Here is a 23,102-nt window from a genome sequence, read left to right as displayed (position 1 = left end):
ATCTGTATATATCTCCTCTCCGCGATGTCAGGCTCTTTTTTCTGTTATAGGATAAATGCTGCCATCTTTTCAAGACAAGCCATTTATTGAAAAAACATTGTCAATTTAGCAAATAAATAGGGTGCATAGATCTTTCGATGTGCAACTAATTCCATATTTTCTTATTAAGTCCAAGCTCAATGCTGTACAGCTTGATAGAGGTTCAGGCCAGAATATCTCCCCTTCGTCTGGTAGATTGAAAGGATTTAGATCAGAAAGTTTTTTACAGAAAAATCGTAATCATTACTTCGTGATAGTTCATCATTCTTTGTTCAATATGCTCCATAAGCCTGATGCTAAGCAATCTATGAATGACGTCGACTGAATGCTGCCAATTTTGAAGGTTCTCGTCGGTACTCATTCCCCCCAAAATACCGTGAGGGGAGTAATCGTCAGGCGTCAGTACGAAAATATCATTTTGAATTGCAATGGCTGTATTAATTGATATGTTCACTGGTTTATCTCAATATTTCCAGTAAGCTAAAGTTTCTAGCTTTTTTGCTTTTCCATAGCTATTTGCGTTAAGATTATTAAACGTTGTGCTGTTTATTCCAACAGTGACTGTAGTTGAGGAAGTCTCACCACTCCCCTGACCTACAGGTGGACACGTTAACCGGTTGATCCTGAAATTCTACGTCGTCGGAATGTGGCTTTTGCACAAGTCGACTATAATTGTAGTAGGGCTTTGTGCTCTATTCAAAGAAGTCTTCGTAGGCAGCGTTAACTTTTTTCAAGATATCGCCAGAGCTGAAATTTAATTTTTCCAAGTCTGTTTTTTTGATAGGCAATAGATTGTGCATTACTGCCGGTGTTTCTAGTCCGGAATTTTGACGGACTTGACATATGGCACTCAATTCAAACGGCAACAAATCAAAGGGGGGCTTTTTGAACTCAGGATTCCATTGCCCACCTTTATCTTCTGAGTTTGCCAAATGATAAACGCAAATTGCTTCAAGCGCGGCGCTAAGATTTTGTCCATTCCCCCAGTTATTCACTACTTCGTTATAGACGCCAAAATCCCTATCCGTCACTTGAGGCGGTGCGTTAGTGCCTGCGTAAATGGCATTTAACCACAGCATGAAGGGTTCAAATCGTCGATCTTCAACATAACTTTGGTCGATCGCGCCTTTAATAGTTAACATATCTGTCAAAATATCGGCAACGCTTGAAGATAAATCACGTTGATCAGTTGATATGAATGTCGCCAATAAGCATGCAGCATTGCTCATCTGATTAGTTAAGTTAGGTGCAGGCTTAACGTTTTTAAGAAACTGAGTGTTTGAGAAAGATTTTGCTTTAAGTTTTAAAGCCTAATATCTGTACATGATTGATTTGGAAATATCTTGCCAGCCCGAATTATCTTCGTCATAAATAGCGACTTCTCCCTTGTTGCCATAATATGACGCAATAATACCCAGTGAGTCAGCTACATTGTTGAATCCAGCCAGCGAATTGCTTTCAATATCTTCATGAATATACTTAAGTTCCTCTGTTACCAGGTCGCTTGATTTAAACAGCCACTGTCGGTGTGCGTTAATGATTTTTTTAAGATTTTTCATCGTTGTTCTCCCTAGTTTTAAAAGCCTTAATCACGCGCCCAAGGTGAGATGCGTAAGGTTTTGTGCCTTCGGCGAAACGAATTTCGCGGATGCGGCCCGGCACTATCGTCAGCACCAGAATCCTGCTGTTCAAGTCCTGCGCTTCGGCGAGGACGCGAGTGGTGACATAGCCCGCTTCGATGATCGCATTCTGCATGCGCTTCATCGTCATGTTGATGCCCGCGCCACCCAGGCATCGGCCGACGGCAGGATCATCCTTGGGGTTGGCGGCCTTCAGCGCCCATTGGAACTGCTCGGATGCGTCGCCAATGAGGCGAATGTCGTTGATGGCAAAGCAGGGTGCTTCTTTGGCCGGCAAACGAGCCCCGCCTTCGTCCAGCTTAGGTGCCTGAAGCCGCACATCGGGCCGGGATTCCAGCTGATCACGCAGCACCCGCTCACGCTCCTGCTGCTTCAGCAATTCTTCTTCAGGGCCTGCGGCCTGAGCCGCTGCAGCCACAAAGAGTGTGCATGTTGCCAGCGCAGTCAGAACGAGATGTTTGGCATTCAATGCCGCAAAGCGGGTCACCGCCACGAAACGTCGAGCGGCGCGAATTTTGAGCAGCGAGCAGCGTGCATCCGAGTGCATTTCACATCCTTGTGGACCGAATCAAAGCGTAATAAATGTGCCGACTTGAACAACAACCGCACTAAGAAAATGGAAAAAGATAACGATCTCGACGCACGGAAAGAAATTTCCTACATCCAGGCGTACGCTCCGATGGCGGCTTGGTTCGAAAGTTCCATGACGGGGAGGCAGCGTGATAACAAAGGTCAGGGAATGTGACGCCCTTCACATGGATGCACCTGTCGCAAGACAACAGGCGAGCCCCTTCACCTTGTCGCGGCAAATATGAGTTGGTGCCTGGCTGGGAAGACAGACTGCCCCTGACGCAGAAGTAACGGGCTCAGTAATGGCCAACCACGGCATTGGGCCGGATCGAGTTGTTGAGCCCGCATCGTTCCAGAAAGCAGAGAGGTCCCGATGACTCCCTAGGCTTCTTGTGCACTGAGTATCAACGCACCAACGTCATCCCCATCAGCTCCAGCGCAGTCGTCAGATCCGCCAACGTCTCAAATCGACGTCCGCTGACCCGCCGCCATTTCGGCCGATCGATATAGACGCGCTTGCCCTCCCGTTTGATCTCGGTACGAACCGCCACGCCTTCATTGCTGCGGTGAACGAGGGTCAACTGACCATCACTTTCATCGAGGGTGAACATGCCCGGTCGAAGCAGTTTGTTTTCCAGGTTGAGCTCCGTCCGGGGCGCGACGACGAGAACCTGCAGACGCAGATCACTCTGCACGCGTCCGGCAGGGCGGCCCATCGTGTCGGTCATTTCAACGCCGGGGTCTGGCGTTATTCCCGCTGACTGAGACACACGAACGTCCTCAATGCGCAGCCCGATGACACCTTCCAGTTCTGCGACACCGGGAACGCCCTGGTAGGTATTAGCGTGGGAATTGCCCACCAGCGCCACCCAGTTACCACCGCTGCGAGCCGCCTGGTCTGCTTCAATGACGCCCTTGGCGTAATAATTCATCATCTTCTGGCGCAGTGCTTGCTCCGCGCCGTCCATGCCGTCGACGCGGTAGCTCGCCATGCAGTCGATAGCCCGGATGCGTACGCGGTTTTCTCGCGCGGCTTTGAACACAGCCATGAAGGTGTACTTGCCGGTCGGGTCAGTTCGATGGCCTTTGTCCAGCGTCTTGATGTAGTCCTCGAGCTGAGGCGACATAGTGCCCGTCCTCGAAAACGCATCCAGATCCACCTGATGGAAGTCGGTGAGCACGTGCTCCATGTACAGGGTTTTAACCTTGAGCTTGGTGAGTAACGGCATCTGCTCGATCAGAAACTGTTTGCTCCCTATCGCCGCATGGCTTTCGCCGATGACCAGGCCAGCTGAGCGTTTAAACACCGTCTTTAGAAAACTTTTGAGCGGCGCATTTGCGGGCAGCTCCGGGATTTCCGGACGCTTGGGCAGTTCGAGTGTGTTGAAGAATGCGTTGGCGTCGTCGCGCAGATTGCGACGGATGCGCTTGAAATCGTCATAGGGATCGGGCTTGTCAAAGTCTTGACTGTGATAGCGGTCGCTGACAAAGCGCCCGCCATTTTGCGCGCCATCCATGACCTCTGGCTTCAACGCAGCCGGTACTTCGTATGGGCTGGGGAGGGTGGCCGTTTGGGGGTAAACCCTGTCCCCATGAGCAGAACCCATCTTGCCTAGCACCTTGCCGCCACCTAGCAGGTTCAAGCGGTTGATGGGCTCCCACACTCCAGCGCTGTTGAGGCGCACAGGCATGCTTCGATAAAACGAGTAGGGGTTTGCCGGGTCGATGATGGCCCAGGATTTCAGCTCGTTGATGTAGCGAACGGCATAAGCGAAGCCATCGATCTCGATAAAGGTTTCGCCCTGATCAGTCAGGCAGATGCCTTTCATGCGGCCTTCTTCACGCACGGGTTCGAAGGCATCCAGCAGCATGTTGGTCTCGAAAGAGGCCAGCGTATCGTTGCGCTCGAAGGGGTAAACCGAGTCGGGTTCGAAGCCCGGAGTTTCGACGGACGCGTCAACAGACTCATCGACATCGATTGCTGGCCCCCCCTCTTCAGGCTGCAGCATCTCGCCTTCCGGCACCGCCTCACCGCCGACAAGAAAGGTGCTGTTAAACAGGACGTCGATGCTTGCCGTCACGGCGCCGATGACCCCCGCCTTGCGTTGAGCCGTGCTCGCGCCGTTCAAGGCCTGATCGATGTTGAGGCCCATGTCGGCGATGCCGGCGCCCACGGCTGCCAGCGCAACCGGCCAGTCAATCGCCGCCAGCGCACCGGAAAGTTGCGAGAAAGCCCGCAGATAGCCGATCCACATCTGTTTGCGCAGGTCGCTGTTGGAATGCAGCGCCAGGTCAGCGTCGGCAAACATCCGCGCTCGGATCGCGTCGCGCAGATGTGTGAACGGGTCGCCTGACACAGGTTGGCTGTGTTGATTGATTACGCCGGGATGAGCAGATCCCCATGTGGTGTAGAGCACATCGAGGCCGTGATACAGCCCGACGTTTTCATCCACCTCGCCGTGCGCCGACAGCGGGAAGTGGCCCATGAAACGTGCGCGTCGCTCCGTTCGGTTGTTTTGCGAGAGGAGCCACCAGTGCAATTCTTCTGATGTCGCGAACCCATGAAAAGCCTGCACTTCGCCTGGCGTGTAGAGAATCTGCCGACCGCCCGAGGTCACGATGCGCAAGACATCGCTGGCTTCATAGCCGATCACATCGAAGGTCCAGACTTTCGCCTCAACACTGGCCGGCGCACTGGCCTGCAGGGTTTGCAGGCTCGGTACAACGGACGGCTCAACATTAGCTGCACGTAAGACGGTTCGCAGATCTTCTTCACTGAGCCAGCCGGCTTGTAGGTCTTCAAAGGCACTGGCGATGAAGTTGGCTTTGGCCAGGGTGCGGAAATCGTCGGCAAAGTCCCGCCAGAACGCGTTCAGCTTCTCTTGATAGCGGGATTTGAAATCCGCCGCCCAGAAGTCGCTGATGACCTGCGCGGGCAACATTCTGATTTCGTTGTGCTCATCGAACGCGGTGGCATCGGCGCCGGCGCTGTAGAACCCGCTGAGCATCTGCAGGGTGTCGGCGTTGTCCTGATCGTGGGGGTTGAAACGGTGCATGACCAACTGCGGCAGGGTCATCGATTGATAGGGCGCGTCGCGGTGCTGCCAACCATTGAATGATCGCGGACTGTTCACTGCCCTGTGGAAGCGGTGCCAGTAAACCGTGTCGGGCTCGGTGTCGTGACCGGTATGACGCAGGAGGATTTCTCGCGCGATGCTGCGGGCCATTTCGCGCATGTCCGGGCAGGCCTCAACCAGACGCTCACTCATTTTGATGAGCGTGGTTCGGTCCTGGATTAGAGCTGCTGCGGGCGCGTGTTTGGGTGCAGGGGGCATATTCGTCTTCCTTGATGAATGGGAAGACAAGCTTGGCGCGATTGCTGATTCATTTGGCACTAAATATGTATTGCGTACGCAGTTGCCTTAAATTTCTGTAAGTGCAGGTGTATCGTGTCCGCCCTCGCATCGTTCCCGGATGCGGTCAGTCGTTGTTGAGGTTTTTTCGTACATGTCTTTCACCCGTCGACAGATACTCGGAGGTCTGGCCGGTCTTGCCGTGGTCGGGCTTGGCGCGGGCGGCGCCTCAAGGTATTGGCTGGGCAAACGCGGGCCGGGCGAAGGGCACGATTACGAACTGATCGCCGCGCCGCTGGACGTTGAACTGGTGACCGGGCACCAGACGCCAGCCTGGGCATTCGGCGGCTCGGCGCCAGGCACCGAACTGCGCGTCAGGCAGGGCGAGTGGCTACGGGTGCGCTTCATCAATCAGTTGCCCGTTGAGACCACGATTCACTGGCACGGCATTCGGCTCCCGCTGGAGATGGACGGCGTGCCTTACGTCTCGCAATTGCCGGTCAAGCCCGGCGAGTACTTCGACTATAAATTCCGTGTGCCGGACGCCGGCAGCTATTGGTACCACCCCCATGTCAGCAGCAGCGAAGAACTGGGCCGCGGGCTGGTCGGGCCGCTGATCGTCGAGGAGCGCGAGCCGACCGGGTTTGCCCACGAACGCGTCGTCAGCCTGAAGAGCTGGCACGTTGACGAGGAGGGCGCTTTCACTGAATTCAGCGTCATTCGCGAAGCCGCACGCGAAGGCACGGCCGGGCGATTGTCGACAATCAATGGCGTGCCACAAGGCGTCGTCGAGCTGCCTGCCGACCAAATCACCCGAGTGCGCATTCTCAATCTCGACAACACGGTGACCTATCGCCTGAACCTGCTGGGCGCCGAGGCGATGATCTACGCCCTGGACGGCAACCCGGTCAAACCGCGCCCTTTGGGCAAGGATTACTGGCTGGGGCCGGGCATGCGCATCTGTCTGGCGATCAAGGCGCCTGCCGCCGGTGAAGAGATTTCCCTGCGCAACGGCCCCGTGCGGCTGGGCACATTTCGCTCGGTCGCCAGCAACGATACGCCGGGCGAGTGGCCGCCTGAGCTGCCGGCGAATCCGGTCGCCGAGCCTGATCTGGCCAACGCCGAGAAGCTCAATTTCAATTTCGAGTGGGTCGGCTCGGTGTCGGTGAATGTCGACAACGGCAAGCCGCCCAGCTTGTGGCAGATCAATGGCCAGGCGTGGGACATCACCGACAAGACCTGCGCCGACCGGCCGATCGCCAAGCTTGAACGAGGCAAGAGTTACATCTTCGAGCTGAAGAACATGACGCAGTATCAGCACCCCATTCACTTGCACGGCATGAGTTTTAAAGTCATCGCCTCCAATCGCAAGGACGTGATTCCGTACTTCACCGACACTTACCTGCTGGGGCGCAACGAGCGCGCGCGCGTCGCTTTGGTGGCGGATAATCCCGGCGTGTGGATGTTCCACTGCCATGTGATCGATCACATGGAAACCGGTCTCATGGCCGCTATCGAGGTTTCCTGATGCGTCAGCCGCCCATCATCGATCGCAGCCGCGATCAGCACTTCATGCGCGAAGCTTTGGCGCTGGCGGCGGAGGGTGCGTTGCTGGGCGAGGTGCCGGTCGGCGCGGTGGTCGTGCATGACGGCGAAATCGTGGGTCGCGGCTTCAATTGCCCCATTACGGGCAGCGATCCCAGCGCCCATGCCGAGATGGTCGCCATTCGCGCGGCGGCGCAGTCCGTCAGCAATTACCGTCTGCCGGGCAGCACGCTGTACGTCACGCTGGAACCCTGCAGCATGTGCGCGGGGTTGATCGTTCATTCGCGCATTAGCCGTGTGGTGTATGGCGCGACTGAGCCGAAAGCGGGTGTGGTGCAGAGTCAGGGGCAATTCTTCACACAGCCTTTCCTGAACCATCGCGTGCTGTTTGAAGGCGGGGTGCTGGGGGAGGAGTGCGGGACGATGCTGAGTGAGTTTTTCAGGATGAGGCGGGCGAGGGGATAGTTCAGTGCGACGGCGAGCGGATTCTGGCGGCTGACTAAAGCGGTGCCTTTTCTTCAGACGGCTTGGTCTTGTCGACTCCGGGCACATGCAACGAGCCTTCCGCGACCTGACCGCCTTCCATCTGCGGCTGCGTCACCCACGTCAGGATGTCGTAATAACGGCGGATGTTGGCGACGAAACTGACCGGTTCGCCACCCCGGGCATAGCCGTAGCGGGTCTTGCTGTACCACTTCTTCTGCGACAGACGCGGCAGCATCTTCTTCACGTCCAGCCACTTGTCCGGATTAAGCCCTTCGCTTTCCGCCAGCTTGCGCGCGTCATCCAGATGTCCGCTGCCGATGTTGTAGGACGCCAGCGCCAGCCACGTGCGATCCGGCTCCTGAATCGAATCGTCGAGCTGTTCTTTGATGTAAGCGAAATACTTGGCGCCGCCCTGAATACTCTGTTTGGCGTCGAGCCGATTGGAGACGCCCATGGCCTGCGCCGTGCTCTGCGTCAGCATCATCAAGCCGCGCACGCCGGTCTTCGACGTAACGCCCGGCTGCCACAACGATTCCTGGTAGCCGATCGCCGCCAGCAGCCGCCAGTCCACCTGCTCCGCTTTTGCGGCGGTCTGGAAGTGTTTTTCGTACTTGGGCAGGCGTTCCTGCAAATGCTGGGCGAAGGTGTAGGCGCCGACGTAACCGAGGACGTCAACATGCCCGTAATAGCGGTCTTTGAGCCGCTGCAGCATGCCGTTCTTCTGCATCTTGTCGAGATAGGCGTTGATCTCGTTCAGCAGGCTGTTGTCATCGCCTAACGCCACAGCCCAACGCTGATCGCGGCCATCGCCGAGGTCGAAGCCGACACGCACGTTGGGGAAATACACCTGATTCATCGCCAGTTCGTTGGAATCCACCAGTGTCAGGTCGATCTGCCCCTCATCCACCATGCGCAACAGGTCGACGACTTCTACCTGATCGGATTCTTCGTAGTTGATGCCGGGGTACTTGACCTTCAGCGCTGCCAGCTGCTCGGCGTGGCTGCTGCCTTTAAGCACGAGGATGCGCTTGCCGACCAGATCGCCCGGATCGGTCGGGCGCGACTGGCCGTTGCGGTAAACGACCTGCGGGGTGACTTCAAGATAGGAGTGGGAAAAACGTACCTGCTTCGCGCGGTTTTCGCTGCTCACCAGGCCCGCTGCCGCCAGCACCGGGCCGCCGGGCTTGCCCATCTGATCGAACAAATCGTCGAGGTTGTCGGCGGCTTCGATTTTCAGTTCAACGCCCAGATCGTCGGCGAAGCGCTTCACCAGTTCGTACTCGAAACCGGTTTCACCGTTGCGGTCCTGAAAATATGTCGCCGGGCTGTTGCGGGTGACGACGCGCAAAACGCCATCCTCCTTGACTCGTTCCAGCGTGTTGGGTTTCTCCACACACGCGCCGAGCAGCAGGAAGATTCCGGTTGCGATGAGCCACTTGGCACAGCGTGGGCGGAAATCTGATTGGGAAAACATCGGTGCAGTATACGCAAAGGAGCCATACCGCCATATCTCGACAGCGCGGGTCGCGTCTGATAGAGCAGAGGATTTTTTACCTTCCGGCGCAGGCAAGCGTCCGGAGCCGACATTCGGGTACATTCCATGCCGTGGTTTCGGGTGCCGACGCAGACTGATTAGGCTAGAATGCACGGCCTCAAAGCACACCCCCTTCCCGAGGCTGTCCCGACGATGTTGATCCTGCGTGGTGCTCCCGCCCTTTCCGCCTTCCGCCACAAGAAATTACTTGCGCAGCTGAACGATAAAGTTCCGGCTGTCAGTGGCCTGTACGCTGAATTCGCCCACTTCGCTGAGGTCAATGGCGTTCTGACCGAAGACGAGCAGCAAGTCCTTGCCCGCCTGCTGAAATACGGTCCGAGCGTGCCGGTTCAGGAGCCTGCGGGCCGCCTGTTCCTGGTCCTCCCGCGTTTCGGCACCATTTCGCCATGGTCGAGCAAAGCCACCGACATCGCGCGCAATTGCAGCCTGACCAAGATTCAGCGTCTTGAGCGCGGCATTGCCTTTTATGTAGAAGGCCAGTTCAGCGACGCCGATGCACAGCTAATTGCCGACGCTCTGCACGATCGCATGACCCAGATCGTACTGGGCGCGCTGGAAGAGGCCGCCAGCCTGTTCAGCCACGCCGAGCCCAAGCCGCTGATCGCAATTGACGTACTGGGTGGCGGCCGCGCGGCGCTGGAAAAAGCCAACGTCGAACTGGGACTGGCCCTGGCCGAAGACGAAATCGACTACCTCGTCAGCGCGTTCGTCGGCCTCAAGCGTAACCCCCACGACATCGAACTGATGATGTTCGCGCAGGCGAACTCCGAGCACTGCCGTCACAAGATCTTCAACGCCAGTTGGGACATCGACGGCCAGAGCCAGGAAAAAAGCCTGTTCGGCATGATCAAGAACACCTATCAGATGCACAACGAAGGCGTGCTGTCCGCTTACAAGGACAACGCCTCGGTGATCGTCGGCAGCGTCGCCGGTCGCTTCTTCCCGAATCCTGAAAGCCGCGAGTACGGTGCGGTTCAGGAGCCGGTGCACATCCTGATGAAGGTCGAAACCCATAACCATCCGACGGCGATCGCCCCGTTCCCCGGCGCAGCCACCGGTTCCGGCGGCGAGATCCGTGACGAGGGCGCGACCGGACGTGGTGCCAAGCCGAAAGCCGGCCTGACCGGTTTCACGGTCTCCAACCTGAACATTCCGGGCTTCGAGCAGCCTTGGGAAAAGCCGTACGGCAAACCCGAGCGCATCGTCACGCCGCTGGACATCATGATCGAAGGCCCGCTGGGTGGCGCGGCGTTCAACAATGAGTTCGGTCGTCCGGCGCTGACCGGTTATTTCCGTACGTTCGAGCAGTCGATCAGCACGCCCCACGGCGAAGAAGTTCGCGGCTACCACAAGCCGATCATGCTCGCAGGCGGCATGGGCAACATTCGCGAAGGGCACGTGCAGAAAGCCGAAATCACCGTTGGCGCCAAGCTGATCGTGCTCGGCGGCCCGGCGATGCTGATCGGTCTGGGTGGCGGCGCGGCTTCCTCCATGGCCACCGGCACCAGCTCGGCTGACCTGGACTTCGCCTCGGTACAGCGTGAAAACCCGGAAATGGAGCGCCGTTGCCAGGAGGTCATCGACCGCTGCTGGCAGCTGGGCGAAGCCAATCCGATCGCGTTCATCCATGACGTCGGCGCGGGCGGTCTGTCCAACGCCTTCCCGGAACTGGTCAACGACGGTGGTCGTGGCGGCCGCTTCGAGCTGCGCAACGTGCCGAACGATGAGCCCGGCATGGCGCCGCTGGAAATCTGGAGCAACGAGTCCCAGGAACGTTACGTTCTGGCCGTCAGCGCCCCTGATTTCGAACGCTTCAAAGCCATCTGTGAACGTGAGCGTTGTCCGTTCGCGGTGGTCGGTGAGGCGACTGAAGACCCGCAACTGACCGTCACCGACAGCCAGTTCGGCAACAACCCTGTCGACATGCCGCTGGAAGTGCTGCTGGGCAAGGCCCCGCGCATGCACCGTTCGGCCGAGCGTGAAACCGAGCTGGGCGACGATTTCGACCCGAGCGCGCTCGACATCGAAGAAAGCGTGCAGCGCGTGCTGCATCACCCGGCAGTGGCGAGCAAGAGCTTCCTTATTACCATTGGCGACCGCAGCATCACCGGTATGGTCAATCGCGACCAGATGGTTGGCCCGTGGCAAGTGCCGGTGGCAGACGTCGCCGTTACGGCAACCAGTTTTGACGTGTACACCGGCGAAGCCATGGCGATGGGCGAGCGCACGCCGCTGGCATTGCTGGACGCTCCGGCGTCCGGCCGCATGGCGATTGGCGAGACCCTGACCAACATCGCGGCGTCGAGCATCGGCAAGATTTCCGACATCAAGCTGTCTGCCAACTGGATGTCCGCTGCCGGCCACCCGGGCGAAGACGCGCGTCTGTACGACACCGTGAAAGCAGTCGGCATGGAACTGTGCCCCGAGCTGGGCATTACCATTCCGGTGGGCAAGGACTCGATGTCCATGAAGACCCGCTGGAGCGACGAAGGCACCGAAAAAACCGTGACCTCGCCGCTGTCGCTGATCGTCACCGGTTTCGCGCCGGTCACCGACATCCGCAAGACCCTGACCCCGCAACTGCGCATGGACAAGGGCCTGACCGATCTGATCCTGATCGACCTGGGCCGTGGCCAGAACCGCATGGGCGCGTCGATTCTCGCCCAGACCCACGGCAAGCTTGGCAGCGTTGCGCCGGATGTCGATGACGCCGAAGACCTGAAAGCTTTCTTCGCCGTCATTCAGGGCCTCAACGCCGACGGCCACCTGCTGGCCTATCACGACCGTTCTGACGGTGGCCTGATGGCGACCGCGCTGGAAATGGCGTTCGCAGGCCATTGCGGCCTGAATATCGAGCTCGACACGCTGACCGGCAAGCGCGAAAAAGTCGCGGCCATTCTGTTCAACGAAGAGTTGGGTGCAGTGATCCAGGTTCGCCAGGACGCCACGCCGCTCGTGCTCGCGCAGTTCAGCGCTGCCGGCCTGGGCGAAGATTGCGTCGCCGTAATCGGCAAGCCGATCAACAACAGCGACGTGATCATCAGCCTGAGCGGCGAGACCGTGTTCAAAGGTGATCGCCGCCTGCTGCAGCGTCAGTGGAGCGAAACCAGCTATCAGATCCAGCGCCTGCGTGATAACGCCGATTGTGCCGATCAGGAATTCGATGCACTGCTGGAAGAAGACAACCCGGGCCTGAACGTGAAGTTGGGCTATGACGTCAACGACGACATCGCTGCGCCTTACATCAAGAAGGGCGTTCGCCCACAAGTGGCGGTGCTGCGTGAGCAGGGCGTCAACGGTCAGGTCGAAATGGCGGCTGCGTTCGATCGCGCCGGTTTCGCTTCGGTTGATGTACACATGAGCGACATCCTTGCCGGTCGCGTCGACCTCAACGACTTCAAAGGTCTGGTGGCGTGCGGTGGTTTCTCCTACGGCGACGTGCTGGGTGCCGGTGAAGGCTGGGCCAAGTCCGCGCTGTTCAACAGCCGTGCACGGGATGCGTTCCAGGGCTTCTTCGCCCGCAGCGACAGCTTCGCGCTGGGCGTTTGCAATGGTTGCCAGATGATGTCCAACCTCAGCGAACTGATTCCGGGCAGCGAGTTCTGGCCACATTTCGTGCGCAACCGCTCGGAGCAGTTCGAAGCGCGCGTGGCGATGGTCGAAATCCAGAAGTCGGCGTCGATCTTCCTGCAAGGCATGGCCGGCTCGCACATGCCGATCGCCATCGCCCACGGTGAAGGTCACGCCGAGTTCAAGTCTTCCGAATCGCTGATTGAAACCGATCTGTCCGGCACTGTTGCCGTGCGTTTCGTCGACAATCACGGCAAGGTCACTGAAACCTACCCAGCCAACCCGAACGGTTCGCCCCGTGGTATCGCGGGTCTCACCACGCTCGACGGTCGCGTCACCATCATGATGCCGCACCCTGAGCGCGTGTTCCGCGCCGTGACCAACTCGTGGCGTCCGGATGAGTGGGCCGAAGACGGCGCGTGGATGCGCATGTTCCGCAACGCGCGCGTCTGGGTTAACTGATCCCTGATGTACAAGCTGGCATTCTTTGTGCCACCGAGCCATGTGGAGCAGGTCAAACACGCGTTGTTCGCCGCCGGTGCGGGGCGAATCGGCACGTATGACTGCTGCTCATGGCAGGTGCTTGGCCAAGGTCAGTTTCGCCCACTGGACGGCAGTCAGCCGTTCATCGGACAAGCCGGCGAGGTCGAGCAGGTTCAGGAATGGAAGGTCGAGCTTGTCGTGTCAGATGAGCTGATCAGTCAGGCGGTTGCTGCGCTGAAGGACAGTCATCCGTATGAAGTACCGGCTTACGACGTGTGGAAGCTGGAAGATATCTAGCTTCCCCCGGCATTGCTTGAGATCGAGGCTTTCTGCATTACCCCCGAAGAATCTTACGGTCGAATCTCGATCATCGTGCCGTCTTTCACCAGATCCCACACCTCACGAATATCGCTGTTGCGCATGGCAATGCAGCCGTTGGTCCAGTCCAGTGTGTGGAAATACCACTCCGGGTAATCGTCGTTGATCGGCGTGCCGTGAATCATGATCATGCTGCCGGGTTTCACGCCTTCGCGGCGGGCGCGTGCGGCATCGGAAATGTTGGGGTAGGAAATGTGCATCGACAGGTTGTAGGCGTCGCTGGTCTTGCGCCAGTCGAGCCAGTAGAAACCCTCCGGCGTGCGCTGGTCGCCTTCTTGCAGTTTGGGTCCGTTGGGCGCCTTTCCCAGTGAGATCCGGTACGTCTTCAGCGCTTCCCCACGGCTGATCAGTTGCAACTGATGCGCAGATTTCAGCACCAGCACTTTATCGATGGTCCGGTCCGCGATGTTCTGGGTGTCGACAACCTTTCCGCCAACGAACTTCTGTTCGCTGCCTTTGGGCACGATGGTCTGAGTGAACGCAGCCTGGGACAGCGGCACAACCGACAGGCATAAAACGGCAAGCAACCAACGCATGAAAAGGGTATCCCTGAAGCCTGCGCGGCAATCGCGCGTCATCGTCTTGATCAAGTGGTTTTGAGAGGGGGTGTGACGGACAGGCAATCGGTATGCACCTGGAAATCCTGGTGCCGCCGATCGCGGAAAAAGCATTCTAGGGTACGTCTGACGGTCTGGAAAGCCAGCTCCGACCACGGGATATCAGCTTCGTCGAACAACTTCACTTCAAGGCTTTCGATGCCCGCAGCGTACTCCGGGCTGACGAGGTTCGCGCGGTAGAAGATATGCACCTGATTGATGTGCGGGACGTCGATCATCGAATACAACTGCAGGTCCTCGACCTCGGCGCAGGCTTCTTCCAGCGTTTCGCGGCGGGCGGCCTGTTCGACACTTTCGCCGTTTTCCATGAACCCGGCGGGCAGGGTCCAGTAGCCCAGTCGTGGCTCGATGGCGCGACGGCAAAGCAGCACCTTCTCGCCCCACACCGGTACGACGCCGGCCACGATGTTGGGGTTCTGGTAGTGAATGGTGTCGCAATGTTCACATACGTAACGCGGGCGGCTGTCGCCCTCGGGAATACGCTGGATGACCTGTTCGCCGCAGTTGCTGCAGAATTTCATGATCGAATCGGTTTCCTTTTGGCAGCGGCTATCTTGAGCTGTAGCGCGGGTGGACGGCAAGAGGCGTCTTGCGCGCGCGGGTTGTCCTACAAGACTTGGGCGCGTCGCTGCTTTGGTGCATGATGCCGGGCAGGCAACCGATCGAGAATTCCCATGCTGGATGAGCTACTTCACCGTATGAGCAGCCACACGCCGGTGATGCTGGAAACGGACGCGCGCTTCCCCGAGGCCGCCGTGCTTCTCCCCATTACCCGCACCGCCGAGCCCGAACTGGTGCTGACCCTGCGCGCCAGCGGCCTGTCGACCCACGGCGGCGAAGTGGCCTTCCCGGGCGGGCGGCGTGACCCGGAAGATCCGGACCTGATCTTTACGGCGCTGCGCGAAGCCCAAGAGGAGATCGGCCTGCCGCCTGGCCTCGTGGAAGTGATTGGCCCGCTGAGTCCCTTGATCTCCAAGCACGGTATAAGAGTGACGCCCTATGTCGGCATCATTCCCGATTTCGTTGAATACACACCCAATGATGGCGAGATTGCGGCCGTCTTCAGCGTGCCGCTGGATTTCTTCCGGGAGGATGCGCGCGAACACACCCACCGCATCGACTATCAAGGGCGCAGCTGGTACGTACCGAGTTACCGCTTCGGCGAGTACAAGATCTGGGGGCTGACCGCGATCATGATCGTTGAGCTGATGAACCTGTTGTTCGACAGCGGCATCAACCTCAACGAGCCGCCCAAACGATCAATCATCCACACGCTGAAATCCTGACCCGCGGCCGCCGCGCCGAGCATGAGGGCCGAACCATGAGGAGCAGACCATGAAATACCGTCTGGGCGATGCCCGCGTCGACGCGCACGCCAGCAGCTGGATCGCGCCGACAGCCACCGTCATCGGCAATGTGCGCTTGCAGGCCAACGCCAGCGTCTGGTTTGGCGCGGTGTTGCGAGGTGACAACGAGCTGATCGATATCGGCGAGAACAGCAACGTGCAGGACGGCACGGTGATGCACACCGACATGGGTTCGCCGCTGACCATCGGCCGGAACGTGACCATCGGCCACAACGCGATGCTTCACGGTTGCAGCGTGGGTGACAGCACGCTCATCGGCATCAACTCGGTCATTCTCAACGGCGCGAAGATCGGCAAACATTGCATCATCGGCGCGAACTCGCTGATCGGTGAAGGCAAGGTCATTCCCGACGGTTCGCTGGTCATGGGTTCGCCCGGCAAAATCGTTCGCGAGCTGACAGATGCGCAGAAGCAAATGCTCGACGCCAGCGCCGCCCACTACGTCCACAACGCCCAACGCTACGCGCGTGACCTGACCCCACAGGAAGACTGATGTCCAGCACCGACTCGCCACTCCACGAAAAGCCGGTCCGCTCGCCCTGCGTGAGCATTTGCGCACTGGACGACGCCGACATCTGCAGCGGTTGCCAGCGCACCGTGGCCGAGATCACAGGCTGGAGCCGCATGGACAACCAGGCGCGCCGTGCCGTATTGATCGCCTGCGATGAGCGGGCAAGGGCGAGCGGGATGATGTTTCAGGTGAACGGCAACAGCCCTCGACGTTGAATCAACCCTGCGCCGCTGCATCCCATTCCCCGGCCTTCATGTTAAATTGCGCGCCTTTCTACCTGCGGTTGCTTGCACACGGCGAGCAACCCTCGACCTGCTCCACGAGGACCTGAGATGACTCAAATCGGAACTCCACTGTCGCCGACCGCGACCCGCGTTTTGCTCTGCGGTTGCGGCGAGCTTGGCAAGGAAGTGGTGATCGAGCTGCAACGCCTGGGCGTTGAAGTGATCGCCGTCGACCGTTACGCCAATGCTCCGGCGATGCAGGTCGCGCACCGCAGCCACGTGATCAATATGCTCGACGGCGCCGCCTTGCGCGCGGTGATCGAGTCTGAAAAGCCGCATTACATCGTCCCGGAAATCGAAGCCATCGCCACCGCGACCCTGGTGGAACTGGAGTCCGAAGGCTTCACGGTCATTCCGACGGCTCGCGCTGCGCAGCTGACCATGAACCGCGAAGGCATTCGTCGTCTGGCCGCTGAAGAGCTGGACCTGCCGACATCGCCGTATCACTTTGCCGACACCTTCGAAGACTACAAAAAGGCCGTCGAAGACCTCGGCTTCCCGTGCGTGGTCAAACCGGTGATGAGCTCGTCGGGCAAGGGCCAGAGCCTGCTGAAAACCGACGCTGACATCCAGAAGGCCTGGGACTATGCGCAGGAAGGCGGTCGTGCCGGCAAAGGCCGAGTGATCATCGAAGGTTTCATCGATTTCGAATACGAAATCACGCTGCTGACCGTGCGTCACGTCGGCGGCACAACTTTCTGTGCACCGGTCGGCCATCGTCAGGAGAAGGGCGACTATCAGGAATCGTGGCAGCCCCAGGCCATGAGCCCGGTGGCATTGGCCGAGTCCGAGCGCGTCGCCAAAGCGGTGACCGAGGCGCTGGGCGGCCGTGGTCTGTTTGGTGTCGAGTTGTTCATCAAGGGCGATCAGGTCTGGTTCAGCGAAGTCTCGCCGCGCCCCCACGACACCGGTCTGGTCACCCTGATTTCCCAAGACCTGTCGCAGTTCGCGCTGCACGCCCGCGCCATTCTCGGTCTGCCGATCCCGTTGATTCGCCAGTTCGGCCCATCAGCGTCGGCAGTGATTCTGGTGGAAGGTCAATCGACCCAGACGGCGTTCGCCAACCTGGAGCAAGCCCTGAGCGAACCGGACACCGCGCTGCGTCTGTTCGGCAAGCCTGAGGTCAATGGTCAGCGCCGCATGGGCGTTGCACTGGCGCGCGACGAGTCGATCGAAGCCGCCCGCAGCAAGGCCACCCGCGCGTCGATGGCGGTGAAGGTTCAGATGTAAGCGTCACGCTGAATAAAAAACGGCGCCCTCAGGGGCGCCGTTTTTGTTTGGCTGTCGTCAGGCACGCTCCTACAATCCACAATCCACGTAGCCGGTGTGCTCAGGCAATCGTATCCAGGTCCGCGTGCCGGGTTTCTTTCAGGCACAGCACGGCGATCACGCTGATCAACGCTGCCGCCGAGACATACCCACCGACCCAGCTCAGGCCGCCCATTTCCACCAGCTTCTGCGCGAAAAAAGGCGCGACCGAGGCACCGACAATGCCGCCGATGTTGTAGGCCGCCGACGCGCCGGTATAACGCACCCGCGTGGGAAACAGCTCCGGCAGCATCGCCCCCATCGGCGCGAACGTGACGCCCATCAGAAACAGCTCGATCGACAGGAACAGCGTCACCGCCCAAGTCGTGCCGTGGGTCAGCAAAGGCTCCATCAGAAAGCCTGACAGGATCGCCAACACGCCGCCGATGATCAGCACCGGCTTGCGACCAAATCGATCACTCGCCAACGCGGAAAGCGGCGTCGCGAGGGCCATGAACAGCACCGCAAAACACAGCATCGCGAGAAACGACTCGCGGCTGTAACCCAGCGTCTTCACGCCATAGCTCAGCGAGAAGACGGTGGAGATATAGAACAACGCATAGCACACCACCATCGACGCTGCCCCCAGCAGCATCGGCTTCCAGTACTGACCGAACAGCTCGGCAATCGGAAGTTTCACACGCTCATGGCGGGCGATGGCTTTGGCGAAAACAGGCGTTTCCTCAAGCTTCAGGCGTACGTACATCCCGATGATCACCAGCACGGCGCTGAGCAGAAACGGCACGCGCCAGCCCCAGGAGCGGAATTGCTCGTCATCCAGCGTCATCGCCAGTGTCAGAAACAGCCCGTTTGCCGCAAGGAAGCCGATCGATGGGCCCAGCTGCGGGAACATGCCAAACCATGCTCGTTTGCCCTTGGGGGCGTTCTCGGTCGCCAGCAACGCCGCGCCGCCCCATTCGCCACCCAGTCCAAGGCCTTGGCCGAAGCGCAGCACGCAGAGCAGGATCGGTGCCCACGAGCCAATGGCGTCGTAACCCGGCAACACGCCGATCAGCGTGGTGCAGACGCCCATGAGCAGTAGTGAGGCGACCAGTGTCGATTTGCGGCCGACACGATCACCGAAGTGGCCGAACAGCGCCGAGCCCAGCGGACGTGCGAGAAAGGCGATCCCGAACGTCAGAAACGCCGACAGCATCTGTGCGGTGCTGGAGGTCTGCGGAAAGAACACCGGCCCGATCACCAGCGCCGCGGCGGTGGCGTACACGTAGAAATCGTAGAACTCGATGGCGGTGCCGATGAAGCTGGCGGTGGCGACGCGAGCCGCGGAGTTGGCGGGGCGGGCGTCGCTCTCGTCGCTGGTTGGACAGGCAGAAGTAGTGGTCATGCGGAAATCCCTGGCAGTCGTATCGCCTGTCAGCGGGAGACGAAGGTTCGTACGCGCGCTGCGGCAATCGTTAATTGTTTTTTGGTCCAGCGCTGAACAGGCTAGCCCGGATGCGGGCAAAGGCGCGTGGCGTGCTCGGGATGGGAGCGAAGGCCAGGGTGTCGCGTGAGCGGTCAGGCTGTGTGACTGGCCGGATCGCGCATTGTGCGGGTAGCACGCGGATCGGCGGGGCTGGGTAAGCGGATCGATTATAGGAAGGGGATCGGCGCGCAAACAAGTGTTTCAGGGCGCCGCCTGCCTTTTCAGATCACGTCTTTGGTGCGGGTGTTCAGCCACATCAGCACCCGGCTGACGCGGTTGTCTTCGGTCTCGAGGATTTCCAGACGATAAGGCCCGATCTTCAGGCAGACCGCGCTGTTGGGAATGGTCTCCAGCGCTTCGGTGATCAGACCGTTGAGGGTTTTGGGGCCATCGGAGGGCAGATGCCAGCCCAGGCTTTTATTCAGATCGCGAATCGACGCGGCGCCGTCAATCACCAGGCGTCCGTCAGGCTGCGGCTGAATGTGCGGGTTATCGAGGGCCTGCTCGCTTTCGAATTCGCCGACGATCTCTTCCAGAATATCCTCGAGGCTGACGATGCCCAGCACCTCGCCGTACTCATCGACCACCACGCCCATGCGCCGCTGCTGTTTGTGGAAGTTGAGCAGTTGCATCTGCAGCGGTGTGCTTTCCGGCACGAAGTACGGTTCGTAGCAGGCGGCCCGCAGCGCTTCTTTGGTCAACTCGTTGCGCGGCAGCAGGTGGCTGATCATCCGCGTGTTGAGCACGCCTTCCACCTGATTGATGTCGTTGTGGTAGACCGGCAGACGGGTGTGCCGGGAGATGATCAGCTTGTCGATGATCTCCTCGATGGTGTCGTCGAGGTTGATGCCGTCGACTTCGCTGCGCGGCACCAGGATGTCATTCACGGTCATGCGGTCCAGCGCGTGAATCCCGGAGATGACATGGGCGCGGCCATACTGGCTTTCATTATCCTGATAGACCGTCGGGCGCGTGTCGTCTTCGTCATCGATGGTGTCTGGCCGACGCTTCGACAAAAAAGGACGCAGCAGCGTCTTGGCAATGTTCTTGTAGATCCAGGTCAGCGGCTGCAACAGCCGAACCGGGATGCGCAGCACGTTATTGCCCAGCAGCAGAATTGACTCGGGACGACGCGCCGCCAGCTTTCGCGGAATGAACTCGGTCACTACCACCAGCACGCTGGCGACACCCAGCCAGGCAATCAGCGGACCGTGGAAATACCAGTGCCCGATGGCAAGCAGCGTGGCGAGGACAGTAATCAGCGCCTTGAGCAGCGTGTTGCCGAGGATGAGGCTGTTGAGGTTGAACGCCAGAACCGGCTTCGGTGGCTCGTTGGAGCGGGGATTGACCGGCATCGCCCTGAGATTGTGGTGCGCAGCCTCGACCGCACTGAACAGCCCGGACCACAACGTGAGCAGGGCAAGCAGTGCGAGCATTGTGCCGACCGGCAGGTTATCCATGATCAACGCCCGTCAGATGTGCAGGATGTATTCACGAACGAGCTTGCTGCCGAAGTAGGCCAGCATCAGGAGCAGGAATCCGCCCAGCGTCCAGCGGATCGCCTTGTGGCCGCGCCAGCCCAGATGATGGCGTCCCCAGAGCAGCACGCTGAAGACCATCCACGCGAGGATCGACAGCAGGGTCTTGTGCACCAGATGCTGGGCAAACAGGTTTTCGACGAACAGCCAGCCGGAAATCAGCGACATCGACAGCAAGACCCAGCCGGCCCACAGGAAACCGAAGAGCAGGCTTTCCATGGTTTGCAGCGGCGGGAAGCTTTTGATCAGGCCAAGCGGGTGCTTGTTCTTCAGTTGATGATCCTGCAGCAACAGCAGCAAAGACTGGAACACCGCGATGGTGAACATCCCGTAGGCGAGGATCGACAGCAGGATATGGCTGATGATGCCGTGTTCTTCAATGATCGGTTGCAGCGTACCGGAAGGCGCGAACTGCGCCATCAGGGTCGTCAGCAGCCCCAGCGGGAACAGGAGGATCAGCAGGATTTCGACCGGGAGGCGAATGCACGCGAGCATGGTCACGATGATCACGGCAACAGCGATCAGGCTGGCGGCACTGAAAAAGTCCAGACCCAGGCCGATAGGGCGCACCAGTTGGCCGAACAGCGCACTGGCCTGGCAGGCAACGGCAAGGGTGCCGATCAGGCACAGCAGCCATTTGTCGGCCTTTTGGCCCCGACGCAGGCGCATACCCTGGTAGACGGTCGCAGCGGCGTAAAAGACGGCGGCGGCGAGGCTGAAGAGCAAACTCGGTGACAAGGGGGACATAGATCCTGTTGGGCGTGCTCGAAAGCCGGTGAGTTTGGCATAAAACGCGCATTTCACGAAAGACTACAGAAGCAGACGCCGTGGTGTCCGTGCGCCGGACTCTTCGCTATAATCCGCGACCTGCTCAAGCCACAGGCTTGCCGATCGCTGTTTCAGCCGCCTTTATAGCGTCCCTATTCCCAATAGCGATCCTGTAAAGCGCAGGCGTCGCGATGTCGGCAGCCGACTGAAAAGGCCGCTACGGGCCGGGCCGCATCAATCGGGGTTCAGCACGAACCCAAAGGATCACGCATGTTTGAAAATCTGACAGATCGTCTTTCGCAGACGCTGCGCCAGGTCACCGGTAAAGCCAAGCTGACCGAGGACAACATCAAGGACACACTGCGTGAAGTGCGTATGGCGCTGCTTGAAGCCGACGTCGCCTTGCCGGTTGTCAAAGACTTCGTCAATCGCATCAAGGAGCGCGCTGTCGGCACCGAGGTGTCGCGCAGCCTGACGCCGGGCCAGGCGTTCGTGAAGATCGTCCAGGCCGAGCTGGAAGAGATGATGGGGGCGGCCAACGAAGAGCTGACCCTCAACGTCACGCCGCCGGCGGTCATCCTGATGGCGGGTCTGCAAGGTGCGGGCAAGACCACCACTGCCGGCAAGCTCGCCCGATTCCTGAAAGAGCGCAAAAAGAAAACCGTGATGCTGGTGTCGGCGGACGTTTACCGTCCAGCCGCGATCAAGCAGCTGGAAACCCTGGCCAACGACATCGGCGTGACGTTCTTCCCGTCCGACATCAGCCAGAAGCCGGTGGACATCGCTGAAGCGGCCATCAAGGAAGCCAGGCTCAAGTTCATCGATGTGGTGATCCTCGACACCGCCGGTCGTCTGCACATCGACGCCGAAATGATGGGCGAGATCCAGGCGCTGCACGCGGCGGTCAAGCCGGCCGAGACGCTGTTCGTCGTCGACGCCATGACTGGCCAGGATGCTGCGAACACCGCCAAGGCGTTTGGTGATGCGCTGCCGCTCACCGGTGTGATTCTGACCAAGGTCGACGGCGACGCCCGTGGCGGTGCTGCACTGTCGGTGCGCGCCATCACCGGCAAGCCGATCAAGTTCATCGGTATGGGCGAGAAGAGCGAGGCGCTGGAGCCGTTCCACCCGGACCGTATCGCATCGCGCATCCTTGGCATGGGCGACGTGCTCAGCCTGATCGAGCAGGCCGAACAGACCCTCGACAAGGACAAGGCCGACAAACTGGCCAAGAAGCTGAAGAAGGGCAAGGGCTTCGACCTCGAAGACTTCCGCGACCAGCTGCAACAAATGAAGAACATGGGCGGCCTGGGCGGGCTCATGGATAAACTGCCAAGCATCGGTGGCGTGAACCTGTCGCAGATGGGCAACGCACAGGGCGCAGCCGAAAAGCAGTTCAAGCAGATGGAAGCCATCATCAATTCGATGACCCCGGCCGAGCGTCGCGACCCTGAGTTGATCAGCGGTTCACGCAAGCGCCGTATCGCCATGGGTTCCGGCACTCAGGTGCAGGACATCGGTCGTCTGATCAAGCAGCACAAACAGATGCAGAAGATGATGAAAAAGTTTTCGACCAAGGGCGGCATGGCCAAAATGATGCGCGGCATGGGCGGAATGTTGCCCGGCGGCGGTATGCCCAAAATGTAAATTGCATCGTGCGGGCG

Annotated in this window: 20 protein-coding genes; 10 read left to right on the top strand and 10 right to left on the bottom strand. The window is 59.3% G+C overall.

Annotated elements, in window-relative coordinates; genetic code table 11:
- Positions 1-731: 731 nt before the first annotated feature.
- From L4G42_RS02995 to L4G42_RS02985, 3 genes are all read right to left on the bottom strand, one after another.
- Positions 732-1,268: a hypothetical protein gene (locus tag L4G42_RS02995; protein ID WP_237251190.1), complete on the bottom strand. Its 537-nt coding sequence runs from the start codon at positions 1,266-1,268 to the stop codon at positions 732-734.
- An 81-nt stretch (positions 1,269-1,349) separates the two neighbouring features.
- Positions 1,350-1,598, bottom strand: coding sequence for a hypothetical protein (locus tag L4G42_RS02990; RefSeq protein WP_237251189.1), 249 nt, complete (start codon positions 1,596-1,598; stop codon positions 1,350-1,352).
- On the bottom strand, positions 1,585-2,226 hold the full coding sequence (locus L4G42_RS02985) for a POTRA domain-containing protein (protein ID WP_237259172.1): 642 nt from the start codon (positions 2,224-2,226) through the stop codon (positions 1,585-1,587). Before L4G42_RS02985 ends, L4G42_RS02990 begins: the two co-directional genes overlap by 14 nt.
- Before the next feature lie 45 nt (positions 2,227-2,271).
- Here L4G42_RS02985 and L4G42_RS02980 point away from each other — a divergent pair, with 45 nt between their 5' ends.
- Positions 2,272-2,424: a hypothetical protein gene (locus tag L4G42_RS02980; protein ID WP_237251187.1), complete on the top strand. Its 153-nt coding sequence runs from the start codon at positions 2,272-2,274 to the stop codon at positions 2,422-2,424.
- A gap of 229 nt (positions 2,425-2,653) precedes the next feature.
- On the opposite strand, the gene L4G42_RS02975 is transcribed toward L4G42_RS02980, so the two are convergent.
- Positions 2,654-5,476 carry a membrane-targeted effector domain-containing toxin gene (locus L4G42_RS02975; RefSeq protein WP_336886402.1) on the bottom strand — a complete coding sequence of 941 codons (2,823 nt, stop codon included), beginning with the start codon at positions 5,474-5,476 and terminating at the stop codon, positions 2,654-2,656.
- A gap of 280 nt (positions 5,477-5,756) precedes the next feature.
- Between L4G42_RS02975 and L4G42_RS02965 the strand changes: the two genes are divergently transcribed.
- Positions 5,757-7,130 (top strand): multicopper oxidase family protein, encoded by a 1,374-nt coding sequence (locus tag L4G42_RS02965; protein WP_237260497.1) that lies wholly within the window; start codon positions 5,757-5,759, stop codon positions 7,128-7,130.
- The gene (gene tadA / locus L4G42_RS02960; protein ID WP_237251184.1) at positions 7,130-7,612 is read left to right on the top strand and encodes a tRNA adenosine(34) deaminase TadA; all 483 of its coding nucleotides are present in this window, start codon (positions 7,130-7,132) and stop codon (positions 7,610-7,612) included. The genes L4G42_RS02965 and tadA overlap by 1 nt, the downstream gene beginning before the upstream one ends.
- Before the next feature lie 34 nt (positions 7,613-7,646).
- On the opposite strand, the gene mltF is transcribed toward tadA, so the two are convergent.
- The gene (mltF, locus tag L4G42_RS02955) at positions 7,647-9,107 is read right to left on the bottom strand and encodes a membrane-bound lytic murein transglycosylase MltF (RefSeq protein WP_237251183.1); all 1,461 of its coding nucleotides are present in this window, start codon (positions 9,105-9,107) and stop codon (positions 7,647-7,649) included.
- Positions 9,108-9,320: 213 nt separating this feature from the next.
- On the opposite strand from mltF, the gene purL reads away from it, so the two are divergent.
- Entirely contained in the window at positions 9,321-13,220 is a 3,900-nt protein-coding gene (gene purL, locus L4G42_RS02950; protein WP_237260494.1) for a phosphoribosylformylglycinamidine synthase, read from the top strand.
- A 6-nt stretch (positions 13,221-13,226) separates the two neighbouring features.
- A complete protein-coding gene (locus tag L4G42_RS02945; protein ID WP_237251181.1) occupies positions 13,227-13,538 on the top strand; it encodes a YqfO family protein in 312 nt (103 codons plus the stop codon).
- Positions 13,539-13,591: 53 nt separating this feature from the next.
- Here L4G42_RS02945 and L4G42_RS02940 read toward each other — a convergent pair whose 3' ends face one another.
- Positions 13,592-14,155 carry a L,D-transpeptidase family protein gene (locus L4G42_RS02940; protein WP_074892288.1) on the bottom strand — a complete coding sequence of 188 codons (564 nt, stop codon included), beginning with the start codon at positions 14,153-14,155 and terminating at the stop codon, positions 13,592-13,594.
- A gap of 50 nt (positions 14,156-14,205) precedes the next feature.
- Positions 14,206-14,757: an NUDIX hydrolase gene (locus tag L4G42_RS02935; protein ID WP_237251180.1), complete on the bottom strand. Its 552-nt coding sequence runs from the start codon at positions 14,755-14,757 to the stop codon at positions 14,206-14,208.
- Positions 14,758-14,910: 153 nt separating this feature from the next.
- Here L4G42_RS02935 and L4G42_RS02930 point away from each other — a divergent pair, with 153 nt between their 5' ends.
- The 4 genes from L4G42_RS02930 (at position 14,911) to purT (ending at position 17,628) form a co-directional block, all read left to right on the top strand.
- Complete coding sequence (locus tag L4G42_RS02930) at positions 14,911-15,522, top strand: CoA pyrophosphatase (RefSeq protein WP_237251179.1); 612 nt, start codon at positions 14,911-14,913, stop codon at positions 15,520-15,522.
- Positions 15,523-15,571: 49 nt separating this feature from the next.
- Complete coding sequence (locus tag L4G42_RS02925; RefSeq protein WP_237251178.1) at positions 15,572-16,096, top strand: gamma carbonic anhydrase family protein; 525 nt, start codon at positions 15,572-15,574, stop codon at positions 16,094-16,096.
- A complete protein-coding gene (locus L4G42_RS02920; RefSeq protein ID WP_237251177.1) occupies positions 16,096-16,329 on the top strand; it encodes a DUF1289 domain-containing protein in 234 nt (77 codons plus the stop codon). Before L4G42_RS02925 ends, L4G42_RS02920 begins: the two co-directional genes overlap by 1 nt.
- A 117-nt stretch (positions 16,330-16,446) precedes the next feature.
- Positions 16,447-17,628 carry a formate-dependent phosphoribosylglycinamide formyltransferase gene (gene purT / locus L4G42_RS02915; RefSeq protein ID WP_237251176.1) on the top strand — a complete coding sequence of 394 codons (1,182 nt, stop codon included), beginning with the start codon at positions 16,447-16,449 and terminating at the stop codon, positions 17,626-17,628.
- A gap of 100 nt (positions 17,629-17,728) precedes the next feature.
- On the opposite strand, the gene L4G42_RS02910 is transcribed toward purT, so the two are convergent.
- The 3 genes from L4G42_RS02910 to L4G42_RS02900 form a co-directional block, all read right to left on the bottom strand.
- The gene (locus L4G42_RS02910) at positions 17,729-19,051 is read right to left on the bottom strand and encodes an MFS transporter (protein ID WP_237251175.1); all 1,323 of its coding nucleotides are present in this window, start codon (positions 19,049-19,051) and stop codon (positions 17,729-17,731) included.
- A 302-nt stretch (positions 19,052-19,353) separates the two neighbouring features.
- On the bottom strand, positions 19,354-20,592 hold the full coding sequence (locus tag L4G42_RS02905) for a transporter associated domain-containing protein (RefSeq protein WP_237251174.1): 1,239 nt from the start codon (positions 20,590-20,592) through the stop codon (positions 19,354-19,356).
- 12 nt (positions 20,593-20,604) lie between these two features.
- Positions 20,605-21,417, bottom strand: coding sequence for a cytochrome C assembly family protein (locus tag L4G42_RS02900; RefSeq protein WP_237251173.1), 813 nt, complete (start codon positions 21,415-21,417; stop codon positions 20,605-20,607).
- A gap of 291 nt (positions 21,418-21,708) precedes the next feature.
- Between L4G42_RS02900 and ffh the strand changes: the two genes are divergently transcribed.
- On the top strand, positions 21,709-23,085 hold the full coding sequence (gene ffh / locus L4G42_RS02895) for a signal recognition particle protein (RefSeq protein ID WP_122623424.1): 1,377 nt from the start codon (positions 21,709-21,711) through the stop codon (positions 23,083-23,085).
- The last annotated feature ends 17 nt before the right edge of the window (positions 23,086-23,102 follow it).

It is taken from the genome of Pseudomonas petrae (assembly GCF_021728295.1).
GTDB lineage: Bacteria > Pseudomonadota > Gammaproteobacteria > Pseudomonadales > Pseudomonadaceae > Aquipseudomonas > Aquipseudomonas petrae.
Note: the sequence above shows the minus strand (reverse complement) of the source record. Positions and strands in the feature narration are given on the sequence as shown.